Genomic DNA, 12,144 nt, shown 5'->3' with positions numbered 1-12,144 from the left:
TTGTGCGCCATCACTACTTCAAAGCTCCGGGTCCCTCACACACCCTCAGCGGTAAAGAGGCTTGGCCTTTTGCGCAAGAAGGTTGTGGCGAAAAGGGTGTCATTGATCCTACTAACGAAAAGTAATCGCGCCCTGTCCATTAATGCTTTCAGGCCCGAAGCCAGCCCGATTGTGAACGGTTCAGCTCCACACAAGAGTGCCGACAATAGCGCTCCTTTCGTTTGGCAAGGATTTGCAACTTCTAGCCTACAACTTTTCTGATCAGAAAAAGGTTCCGCACCAAAAAAGTGTCCGCGACCTCACAAGAGCATGGAGCAGGAAGACTGTGCTCCCACACGCGCTGCCTTCTTTCCAAACCTGCATTTCCATCCAAGGAGCAGTAACGCAGGCTGCAAACGCAAAGATTTTTTGGATTAACAAGCTTTAACGCGACTTGGAAAGAGTTGGCAGCTCTATTCCAAAGCCCGCCTTTAACGGAGCTCTTCCGAATAACAGAGCGCAACACAGCAGTGGGGGAACTGTTGATCAAAGCAAGATTGACTTGCGTTCGGACAGGAGGTCCCTGAGTGAACCCTATTTTTCAACTAGCCTTGCAGAAGGCAGATAGTCCGCCTGAGGAGACCAGTTTTTCTGGAGACAGTAGCTTGGTTTCAACCGCGGCACTCGCTGATCAGCTGGAGCAAATATCGAAACAGCTGGTGTCTCTAGATGCAGATATTGGCGAACAACGCGGTCAGGAGGATCTAGCGCAAAAGGCAGCGGCTTTGTACACGGCTCGGCGAAAATGCGACAACCTGTCCGATTATGCACCGATGCCCAATACTCCAGGCTTCGACATCATGCTTGACCTGTATTACCAGTCGCAAATGCAGCGAAGCGTGTCTGTCTCGAGCGCTGTGATTGCATCGAGTTGCCCCGCCACCACAGGCCTTCGCTGGGTTCACGTCATTTGCGATTCAGGTTTGGCACAAATAGTGCCGGACCCCTCAGACAAACGAAGACGCTTCGTAGAGCTGACCAGTGAGGGCCAAAATTTCATCGTAGCTTGCCTGAAGGCATTTCCGAAGTTCGCGCACAACTATTGAGAAACGAGATTCTTGCCCGCCCCGCACCGTTCAATTTTTCCAGAATGCACAACTGGCAATAATGGCGAAACACGAAGTTTTTTTGTCGTGCGATATCGTCTGTTCTGAAATCCGGATCTTCAGAGCGTCTTGAAAAGCTTACCGTGTGACTTAACAAACATTGGTAGCAAAGCGCCATGGCCCACGGTCAATTTCTCCTATCAGCTGGCCCTTAAGCAGCAGACGGTCTTAAGCGCACATAGGATGTGTCAACGAGACGCCCGGATTTCCCGTTCGGGAAATTAGTGATTGTGTGGTTAAGTTAAATATTGAAATGTCCCGATCGGGTAAATTTTCTTGCAATTGATCAGCAACCAGTCTACTTTTTCCGCTCGGGAAAGGCAGGGCATATGCTTGATGTTGCCGCAATCGGCCAGATCATTCGCGAAGAACGCAAGGAGCTTGGTCTGCGCCAAGACGAACTGGCGGCAGCAAGCGGAGTGGGCCTGCGCTTCCTTGTCGAGCTGGAGCGAGGAAAACCCACTGTCCAGATGGGCAAGGTGCTCGACGTTCTTGCGGCCCTTGGATGCCAAATACAGATCAAGCGGCCCGGCGCAATGGCGATCGCGGGTCAAGTGGATAAACCCAAGAAGGACAAAGCAGAGTGACGCTGCCAATCCCGGATACGCTGGCTGTCTGGTGGGGCGAGCGTCAGGCGGGCGAGCTCTCCATCGACAAAGGTGGCGCGATGCATTTCGCTTATTCGTCAGGCTGGCTGGTTGACGAAAAGGCCCCCGCGCTTTCCCAAGCAATGCCAAAGCGGGAAGAGCCATTCGGCGACCAGACCTGCAAAGCTGTTTTTGGCGGTCTGCTGCCTGAGGAAAGCCAGCGTACGGCGATCGCTCGTGCCCTTGGAATTTCACCCGACAATCCATTTCGTCTGTTAGAGGCCTTGGGTGGAGATGTTGCCGGTGCTCTTTCATTACTGGCGCAAGGAGAAAAACCGCTCCAAGCCTACTCCAAAACTGCTCCACAATCGCTCCAGGAGGGCGAATTAGCGGAACTGCTTAGTCGATTGCCTTCTGTGCCCATGCTGGCAGGCGAGGGCGGCGCGAGGCTCAGTCTTGCAGGGGCTCAGAGCAAACTGCCCGTCGTGCTTACCGTCGAAGGAGGCATCGCGATCCCTCGTCCCGGCGAACCATCCACCCATCTTATCAAGCCCGAACCGGATCGCTTTGTTGGATTGGCGGCAAATGAGGCCTTTTGCCTCGCCTTGGCCCGCAAGGTAGGCATTGATGCCGCCTATGCAGAGTGGCGCGAGGTGGCCGGCAAGCCGTTGCTTCTGGTCGAACGCTATGACCGGATCATGCTCGACGGAAAGACGCACCGCCTGCATCAGGAAGACTTCGCTCAGGCACTTGGCGTCCCCTCAAACCGCAAATACGCGGCGGAGGGCGGGCCGACTTTTCATGATAGCTTCGCGCTTCTACGCAGCGCGGCCACTCGCCCCGCGCGTGAAGTGCTGAAGCTAGCTGATGCTGCGATCTTCAATCTCATCATCGGCAATGCCGATGCACACGCCAAGAACTACAGCCTGCTTAGCCTTGAGAACAGTGAGGTGATCCTTGCACCGCTCTACGATCTTGTCGCTACGCACATGTGGAAGGAACTCTCGCCAAAGCTCGCAATGCGATTTGGCCGTGCGGCAAATTTGGAGGACTTCAACGAGGGGAATGTGGCGCGTTTCGCGCAAGAGGCGGGACTGGGTATGCCCTACATTCGACGAAGGATTGCAGAGCTGGCTCAAACCATCATTCACGAGACTGAAAAAGGGGTGGCAGTCCCAGGATGTACACACAAAGACAGCTTAGATAAGATCGCTAAATGTACAGTCGAGCGTGCGAAAGTGGTAGAGTGCAGGCTATCGCTAGGATAGAACCAATTGAATGTGCACCGTAGGTCGATACTTCTCCAGGCCTGCGAACCCAACCTGAGCCAAGGCTGAGCCAGAGAGGACCAGTTTAGTCACACGGCATTGTTCACGCTGCGACTTCGCGGACGACACCTGTTCACCAGGCATGTCATTTCAATTGAGGTGACAGCTGAATGATAGTTTCGCACCCAAGTCCGGGACAAGGCTAGTCTTGCTGCACTCAGGATCTTGTCCAGAGCAAAGGAAGCTGCTCAGCGGCCCTTTCCGCCGCCTTCCTAGCCCATTAGTCTAGCGCAAAGTCTGAGATAATGTGCTTTCGGCAGATCTTGTCATGGGCGAGATGGATCGCGGATTTCAACCGAGCGAGGCTCCAGAACTCGGGGCGCGCGAAGCTCATGCTCATTATCATCCATCAATCGGTTTCGCCGCTGATTGCCCGGCCACCGTGCTTTATCGCTCCAGGGCAAAGCGATTTATCCCACATTTTCCGATTATCCGCATTCGCGGGATAAAGCCGACCAGATTGGCCTAAATGTCAATCACCAAGTTATGTAAGCTTTCCCGCTTAAGATGCGGTACTGGGCATCGTTCGAACTCCATGAAACGCTCTCACGATGATAAACCGAACGCACTAGCACGGAGCACGAGATTAAATTTCGGGTTCTCAAAAAGGCACCAAGCCAACAGCCTGTCTGGAAAAGCTTAGCAGTCTCTCTCAACAGCATTTTCCAGCCTGAGCTCGGCAAAAGTTGCGCAAGCCAGAATACAGGTTCTTTGAGCAGTGGGCTCGCACAGCCGCGCAAATGCCAGCACCTGGCGCTTGGTGCTTTTCGCTCGATGTCAAAAGGGCAACGCTTCGAGAAATTGTTGGAGGCTCCTCATGAATATCGAAGCTGTCGCGCCGCTCAAGCGATGCGCAATCTACACGCGCAAAAGCACTAACCAGCGCCTCGAACACGACGTCAATTCCTTAACTACACAGCGCGAAATCAGCAGCGCCTACGTGACCAGCCAACAATATAAAGGCTGGATCGAGCTACCGAACCGTTATGACGACGGCGGTCACTCAGGAAGCGGCATGGATCGACCTGCCCTCTCGAAGCTCATGAGGGATATTGAAGCTGGAGAGATAGACGTTGTTGTCGTTTACAAAATTGATCGACTGACACGCAGCCTTGCTGATTTCGTGCGAATGATTGAGGTCTTTGATCGACGTAACATCGCGCTGGTCTCGATCTCACAGGCGTTCGACACATCCGACAGCATGGGCCGAATGATCCTCAACATATTGCTGACTTTTTCCCAGTTCGAGCGCGAGCTTATCGCTGAAAGGGTGCGCGACAGCATCCACACACGCAAGCGGCACGGCAAGATGCACGGTGGACTGCCACCATTCGGCTACGTTGCAACACCAGACGGCCTCGCGATCGACAAACCCGAAGCCAGGATCGTCCAATTTATTTTTGACGAGTTTTTGAAGACACGGCGGTATTCGAAGGTCATGGCTGCGGTTCGCGATCGAGGTTATTGCAGCTCGGTCAAACACTCACCGCGCGGTGTCCCGCGCGGAGGCAAACCAATCAGCCCGAGCACAGTTTACGCTATCGTCCAGAACCCGATGTATATCGGAGAAATCCGCGGTCATGGCTCCAACTATGTCGGCGAACACGAGGCTCTAGTGAGCAAAGAGGTGTGGAACGAGGCGCAAAGAATTTGCGAGGAGCGCAAGAAGCGCAAGCCACATAATCGGGACACCGACCATTTCCTGGCGGGCCTGCTTTGGGACGATTTGGGTCGCCATATGCGGCTCGATCTGAAATGGCAGCATGGAAAATATTACAAGACCTATATCTCGAGCAATGCAATCTGGTCGCAAAAGGTGTTCCTTCGCCAGTATCGTTCAAGCGCTGACCAGCTCGATGAGGTTGTCTTAGCGGCAGTTGCAGCATTTTTGTGCGATCGTGCAAAGCTTCGAACAGCCATAAAAAGCCTTGGCCTATTCGGCCCAAATTTGGAAACTTTGGCCGCCAAGGGGCCCGCTGCATCCGATCGTCTGATGGCGACAAGCAAGCGGCACCTGCATGAACTCTTCAACGCAATCGTGCACCGGATCGAGCTTGGCGAAAATCAGATTTCGATCGGGTTTCGTATGTTAGAAATACGCCGTTATCTCGAATGGACCAGCGAGATGCAGTTTCGTGGGCGCCCATCGATCTGGTCATGCAGCGATGCCCGCTACGAGCATGTCGTTGCGGTGCGAGCCGTAACAGCTGAGCGTTGGCCGTCGCTTCATATCAATCCACGAAACAGCTCATGTAAAGGCAAGCCCGACAAGAAGCTTGTCGATCTCCTCCGAAGCGCACGCAAGGCGCAGCGGCTTGTGGAGGAAAACCGCGAGCTTGATCTCGATGCCTTAGCCAGGCTCCAAGGTTGCCGTACAGCCCAATTCGCCCGTTTGATCCGGCTGAACTATTTGGCTCCCGACATTGTAACGGCGGTTTTCGATGGGACACAGCCTCCCGGCCTCAACAGGAAAGTCTTGCTCAATTCCAATGTTCCAACCGATTGGGCAGTCCAGCGAAAGCTCTATGGTTTTCCAGCGCCTGAGCGAGCCATCGATCCAAGAAAACTATACGGTCGGGGAATGTGGCCAAGCGCAACCAGCTAAAATTGGCCAACACGCCGATGGTCGCCCCATATGCAAGCGAGTTGGCATCGCCGCCGGCCAATCCTCACGATGATTGCCTACGCTTTTTCCTTTGCATCCAAACCGCTTCGACATGCACTCACTATGCGATCGATTTGCCCGAAGCAGGATTTGGCGTGACTACCATGAATACGCTCTAGGCAAGTCGCCTTGATCTTCGCTTGAATACCGATCCCTCAGACGACTCTGGTGACTATCGAGCGATTGTTCAACTCCACCGATATAAACCCGCGTGGGGACAGAGCCGACTTCGAGGGGGTCACCGTCCCAAATAACCACATCACCTACGGCGCCAGCTTTGAGAATGCCCGCCTTCCCGCCAAACCCACTAATATCCGCTGGCACTGAGCTGATGGCTGCAAAGGCTTCGCCCCACGTAAGACCTGTCGCACCAGGCACTCTCGTAAGCGCCACCAGATTGCCCGCAGCCTGTGGCAACCGCCCCGCATGATTTAGGCCCGATGCACTGATTGCAACCTTCACACCGGCCCGCTTCATGCGACCCACATTGCTTTGCGTTGCAGCCAATTGCTCAAAATCACTGGGCAAGTCATCCAGTGCGTCCGCGATAACGGGAACGCCAGCAGCTGCGATTTCCTCCGCCACAAGCCAGCCCTCGCTTGCGCCAACGAGCACCAGATCAAGCTTCGCAAATTCATCCTTCAACGCTAACGCCTGCCGAATGTCCGAAGCGCGTTCGACATGAACGTAGAGTGGCTGCGTGCCGTTCACGACGTGACGTAAAGCATCAACGTCATAGGGGCCGAGAAGCACACCGTTTTCAGCTTCGATTTCGTGCTCGCGCGGTGTGCTGCTGCGCGCGATCGATGCCTCTTGCAGGGCGGCGCGCAAAAGCATGTGCGAGGCCGCACGGCTACCACCGGCGATACTCGCTCCGCGCTCACCCATCGCCACCATCTGAAACGCATTCTCCTGCATCACTGGGAATGCATCGCCGTCCAGATCGATAATCGCACCCTGGCCTGAAAAGATCGAGGCCGACGGCAGCGTCGAGATTGCCGCACGGGTGATCCCGGCGGCGCGGTGCACAAGGATATGCTGCGAATTTGGATTGATCACAGGCGCAGCTTTGAGCGCAGCGCTAAATGGAGCCCTGCTAGCTCGCTGATCGTTCGATTGGCTTACCGCGCCAACATCCCAGAGCCCCAACGTCGTGACCGTGGCAAAGAGGCCCGGCGTGACCCATTTCCCTTCAGCATCAAGAGAAGGCACATCAACGGGTTCCATCACATTCGTGCCGGCGGCGACAACAAGGCCACCGCGCACCACCACAGTTCCATTTTCAACCGGATCACTCCCATCACCTACGACGACAGTCGCGTTTGTGATCACAATATCTTGAGCAGCCGCCGGGCTGAAGGCCAGAGCAAGGATCGAGCTAGCCAGAGCAAGAGAGCGCTTCATTTCACGTCCCCTTCACCAGGCTGGCCAAGCTCGAAATCGCTTACTGGCCGGAGCTTTCGATCCATCATGTCATACATCAAAGCGCCATCAATCCAGACTTTCTCAGGCCGGGAATAAACGCTGAGTGGATCGCCATTCCAGAGCACCACATCCGCCATCTTACCACTTTCGAGACTGCCGGTCATTGTGTCGATACCCATGGCCTTGGCCGCATTGAGCGTAATCCAGCTAATGGCTGTTGCATCCGTTATTTCTATACCCAAACGGTGGCCTGCAGCTTGCGCTTTGGCTGCCTCCTGATTGAGGCGCTGGATGTCATTTTCGTCGTCGGAGTGGATCACGACGCAGGCGCCCGCCTTGTGCAGAAGTGCCGCGTTTTCGAGGATCGCGTCATAGGCTTCCATTTTGAACCCGTACCAATCGGCCCAAATTGCACTGCAAACATCGTTTTCGCGAAGCAAATCGCCGATTTTGTAGCTTTCGACCGCATGGTGAAAGGCACTCACCTGGTATCCAGCCTCCTTCGCCATATCCATGACGATCGCCATCTCGTCGGCCCGATAACAATGATTGTGGACCAAAATATCTCCCCGCAGCACGCCTACCAGCGTTTCCATCGCCAGGTCGCGCTTGGCTTTCGGATCGTTGGCATAATTGATCGCGTCCAACCATGTCTGGCGATTAATTGCGAGGTTGCCCATGCGGGTCGAAGGCTTGCGGTTGCGGCTGCCATAAACCCGCTTTGGATTTTCGCCGCAAGCCATTTTAAACCCGTAAGGCGCACCTGGAAATTTCATGCCCTGCACTGTTCGCGCGGGTACATTTTTAAGTGTGGCTGTTCGTCCGCCCATCAAATTGGCCGAGCCGGGCAGGATTTGAAGACTGGTGACGCCGCCATTGACCATGGCGCGCGAAAACCCGGGATCCTGAGGCCAGACGGAATGTTCGGCCCAGACATCGGCTGTGGTTGGAGCCGTCGCTTCGTTGACATCGCTATGCGCCGCAACCGACGGCGATGCCCCATCGCCAAGGTGAGAGTGGATATCGATGATGCCAGGCGTCACGAATTTGCCCGTGCCATCCATGACCACATAGCCATCGGTGGAAAGCGAAGAATCCCCCACGGCGACGATCTTGGTGTCCCTGAAAAGGACTGTGCCGTTGTCGATCCGGTTGCCCGCGCCATCAAAAACGGTAGCGCCCACCAAAGCTGTCGGGACACCCGGATATGGCTTGTAAGTCGAAGGATACGGGCCTTCCGCTTCGGTCATGGCAACGAACTCGGCTGCCCTGTTATCCCGTTTCTTGTCATCGGCGATAGCCGGTCCACTGGCGGCCAAGGCGGCGAGTGCAAAGACGCTTGCCACGCCCCGTGAAATTGAACCCAACCGGCTCCGTCCCCAGCGCGTCGCGAACACCAGAATACCAATATCGTCCATAGAATGGGCCCTTCGCATTTTAAACTTTTGCGGTAGAATGGCGAGGAGCATAGAGAATGTCCACTGCGCTGGACTGCTTTTGCTTTGGTTATAATCGGCACTTGTTGCGGCCGGCCAATAAGACGCAATAGTCTGAAGGCGTCAGGATAGAGTCTCACCAAACGCACGCAGCGACGAGATGATACGCCTGGCGCGGCCGAGACCCACACCCTTATCCTCTAAATTTGCCAATCCCAATCATCAAATCAGTTCATGGAACAGGGGAAGTCAGTTCAACTATTCGATGTATAAACCTGATAAACATTGAAGAGCCTGCTAATGCGCAAAAGGCATTGCTTGCTTACCGACCTTCACCCACCAGCGTGAATGGCGCCCACACCGCAGGGTGTGCAGCATCGAGTTTTGGATCCTCGCGGATTTGCCGCATGGCAGCTTGCAGGGCTTCTGCACGCCCCTGACCAGCTTGGGAGCGCTTGAGCGTCTCTACTGTGAGGAGCGGAGCAATGTCGTCAAACACCGGCCAGTGACTAACAAGAAGGCTTTGCGCCCCGGCATAGAAAAACGATTGCGCGAGCCCAGAGAGCCCAGTCTCGCCGGGCTTTCCCGAAGGCGATGCGGTATTGCAGGCTGACATGACTATCCACCGAGCACTGCTGAGGTCGAGTTCGATCACTTCAGACGCGGCGAGATAGCCATCATCAAAAGCAGTTGCCTCGTCTGGCGGCGTAAATACAAGTCCAGGTTCGGCTGTCTCGCCACTTTCCTCGCTGGTAAATCCATGTGTCGCAAAATGCAGGATGCGCGTTGTTGAAAGATCGAGCTTGCGAATGGCGGTTTCCGTCATGCGATCGCCCAAAAACAACGTATTCTCGGGTTCTCCGAGAGCTTCTCTGACCCGTTCGAGCTCGGTCTTTGTACCCGGTAATGAAGCAAGGGACTTGAGCGCTTCGGGGTTCATCAAAGGCACACCGGTTTCACCGCGCAGTTCGCTCACCAGCCTCGCTGCGTCGATCGCCTCGATCGTGGCGGAGCGCGCGCCGCGCACCCGCGCGCTGCCCCGAAGTTCGGGATCCCCAAATCCTGTAAAGCCAGCTCCTGCTCTATCGTCACCGGTGATCCCGAAAGAACGGATGTAAAAAAGGGACTGCACCGATGGAAGTTGCACGAGCGCATAGCTGTCCGCAAGCCAGCTGGCGTTGCGCAACGTTTCGGGATCGAACGGATCGAGATCAGGCGCGACGGGTTCCGTCAGCAGTGTGCCGAGGGGAAGCCGCGAGAGAGCGCCGCCAGCGACCACATAAACCCGCGTCTTGCCTTGCAGCGCCTGTTTCACGGGTTCGACAAGATCAGCGTATAACGCGTGAGCAAGTTCAACATCGAAAGCTGGCAGAAAATCACTGCCCGCCTGAACTTCGAGGCCCAAGCGAAACTCCGCGACTGTATCATTTATTTCCGTCTCGGACCGGTCCGAGCGCCACCATCCGAAACGATCGCGCGCTACAACCATCGAGTGCGTACCGCGCCGGGTTGGGGTCAGCAGAAGGATCGCCTCGTCAGGCCCGAGGATCTCGCGCATCTCGGAGAGACTTTTGCGATCTTCATCAATGATCGAAAAATATTGCGGCGCTTCGTTTTTGAGCCGCTCATCGAGCCGGCTCACCCGCCGTTCAACTGCCTCAATACGATCATCGAGCGCCTTGCGGCCCGAAAGAGAAGCGCCTGTTCCGCTGATGCTCGATGCCATTGCACCAGTCAGCTGCGCCCACTCCTCGATCAAAGCCTGGCGCTCTTCAACCAACTCTTGCAGGCCAGCTGTGGCTGCGAAGCGCGAGGCGGCCGCGCGCGCCAGCGCCTTCGACGCCGAGCCCGTGTTCGCGGCCTGAAGCGCAGCGAAAGTCAGGCGCATGCCGGCCGCGCTCATTTCGTTAGAAGAAAGACCTAAAGTGCCGGGGCGCTCTGTTATTTTAGTAGCCCAGAAACTGTCAGCATAAGCTTTCTCGGCGTCCTGGAGAGTTCCTTTTTCTGCTTCTTTCTGACCTGCTTGCGACAGAGCGCTGCCAAATTGAAGCGCGAGACGGCTTCGATAGGCCTGCACCGTCCCTATCGCGGCCCGCTGTGTTGCCAAAGCCTGATCCAGCGTCGAGTTGTCCATTTCGAGCAGCAATTCGGTATATTCGAGGTGCCTCGCGAGCGTTTCGGGATGCTTGCCGCCGAGCGCGGAGAGCGTCGCTTCGCGCGCTTTATACAGAAGGTCTTTAGCCTCTTCCAAGCGACCTAGCCTGAAAAGGACAGAGCCATAATCGCCTTGGACCTGCCGGGTTAGCTCGTTCTCTTCGCCCTTGGCCTCTTGAAGATACGGATAGAGAGCGTCGAAGATTATCGCGCTCTCTTCATAGCGTTTCAGGTCGGCAAGGATGCTGCCTTTGTCCGAAAGGCTCCGGAGCGTGTCGGAATGGTAATTGCCAAGCTTGCCAGCCTGCACGCTCAGGGCTTCTTCGATCAATGCGAGCGCTCCCTCATATCGGCCCAGCGCACGTAGGTCAGCGGCGAGATGGGTAAGGCTTTCAAGGGTCTCTTCGGCGTCCGAGCCCAGTATCTCGCGGCGCGCGTCAAGAACCTGTTGGTCAACCTCTGCCGCCGCCGCGAAGCGCCGCAATCCGCGCAGCGAATGGGCGTAATGGCTGAGACTGCGTAGCGTGTCGGGATGGCGATCGCCCAGCATGGCCTGCCGCTGGCGAAGAACTTCCTGTGTGATCTCCATCGCTTCCTCGGCCCGTCCAAGACGGCTCAGCGTGAAAGCATATTCCGCGCGTGCGGCCAGCGTTTCAGGATGCTTCTCGCCGCGCACTTCCACATTCAGCCGGTGGGCCTCGCGAAACAGGCGCCTGGCTTCGCGAAGGCCTCCGCTCTCGGCTATATTGGCGGCTCGTTTGTAGAGGAAGTCAATTGCATCGACATGGCGTCGCCCCGGATAGTCTTGCTCCAGCCGTTCCATCTGATCAATCAACGGGCGGATTTCGCTCTCGTTCAAGAATGCACCGTATTCTACCCTTTCGAGCAGTTCGCGCGCTTCTTCTTCGAGGCTCTGGTAATAATTGGCAGCAATCACATGGACGATAGCACTGTCAGCACCAAAGGCGTTTTGCGCGCCCGAAAGCGCGTAGCCGAACACCTCGAGACCATCACTTGTCGCGCCGATTTCTAGCAATTCGATGGCGCGGGCATTGAGTTTCATGAGCCGCTGGATCGCGACCCTTGAAGGGTTTGAAGTATCTTCATTCTGCGTACGGTCGACCGTGGACTGGCCGGAAGTTTCAGTCTGCGCACTCGCTTGGATTTCAAGGCTCGCGGAAAGGCCGATAGCAGCGCAAACAATAACGCATTTACGAAGGATCATCGTCTAAGTTTCAACCCCAGTCTGCTATAATTAAACGGAAGAAATGCCTGCGTCATCCCTTAAACGCAACCTTAGCACTTGCGCGGCCTTGTGCGTCGTCCCGCATAGTTTCACCCATAAACCGATGGCTCTGCTTGGGCCGACAACGGAATGTCAGGTTCCGGAAACCGAGTGCAATA

General features: G+C 55.7%; 7 protein-coding genes. 4 read left to right on the top strand and 3 right to left on the bottom strand.

Features of this window, described 5'->3' with window-relative positions:
• Positions 1-566 precede the first annotated feature (566 nt).
• The 4 genes from INR77_RS04305 to INR77_RS04290 all read left to right on the top strand — a co-directional run bounded on the left by INR77_RS04305 (position 567) and on the right by INR77_RS04290 (position 5,665).
• The gene (locus INR77_RS04305) at positions 567-1,085 is read left to right on the top strand and encodes a MarR family winged helix-turn-helix transcriptional regulator (RefSeq protein WP_223072697.1); all 519 of its coding nucleotides are present in this window, start codon (positions 567-569) and stop codon (positions 1,083-1,085) included.
• Positions 1,086-1,474: 389 nt separating this feature from the next.
• Positions 1,475-1,732, top strand: a complete 258-nt coding sequence (locus INR77_RS04300) for a type II toxin-antitoxin system Y4mF family antitoxin (protein ID WP_223072696.1) — start codon at positions 1,475-1,477, stop codon at positions 1,730-1,732.
• Positions 1,729-3,000 (top strand): type II toxin-antitoxin system HipA family toxin, encoded by a 1,272-nt coding sequence (locus INR77_RS04295; protein WP_255573931.1) that lies wholly within the window; start codon positions 1,729-1,731, stop codon positions 2,998-3,000. The genes INR77_RS04300 and INR77_RS04295 overlap by 4 nt, the downstream gene beginning before the upstream one ends.
• An 877-nt stretch (positions 3,001-3,877) precedes the next feature.
• On the top strand, positions 3,878-5,665 hold the full coding sequence (locus INR77_RS04290; RefSeq protein WP_223072694.1) for a recombinase family protein: 1,788 nt from the start codon (positions 3,878-3,880) through the stop codon (positions 5,663-5,665).
• A gap of 159 nt (positions 5,666-5,824) precedes the next feature.
• Here the strand turns inward: INR77_RS04290 and INR77_RS04285 are convergent, their stop codons facing one another.
• From INR77_RS04285 to INR77_RS04275, 3 genes are all read right to left on the bottom strand, one after another.
• Complete coding sequence (locus INR77_RS04285) at positions 5,825-7,129, bottom strand: amidohydrolase family protein (RefSeq protein WP_223072693.1); 1,305 nt, start codon at positions 7,127-7,129, stop codon at positions 5,825-5,827.
• A complete protein-coding gene (locus INR77_RS04280; protein ID WP_370632281.1) occupies positions 7,126-8,568 on the bottom strand; it encodes an amidohydrolase in 1,443 nt (480 codons plus the stop codon). The genes INR77_RS04285 and INR77_RS04280 overlap by 4 nt, the downstream gene beginning before the upstream one ends.
• A 340-nt stretch (positions 8,569-8,908) precedes the next feature.
• On the bottom strand, positions 8,909-11,965 hold the full coding sequence (locus tag INR77_RS04275) for a CHAT domain-containing tetratricopeptide repeat protein (RefSeq protein WP_223072692.1): 3,057 nt from the start codon (positions 11,963-11,965) through the stop codon (positions 8,909-8,911).
• Positions 11,966-12,144 lie beyond the last annotated feature (179 nt).

The sequence above is a fragment of the Erythrobacter sp. SCSIO 43205 genome (assembly GCF_019904235.1).
GTDB lineage: Bacteria > Pseudomonadota > Alphaproteobacteria > Sphingomonadales > Sphingomonadaceae > Erythrobacter.
The sequence above is the reverse complement of the archived record's forward strand: the minus strand, read 5'-3'. Positions and strand labels throughout refer to the sequence as shown.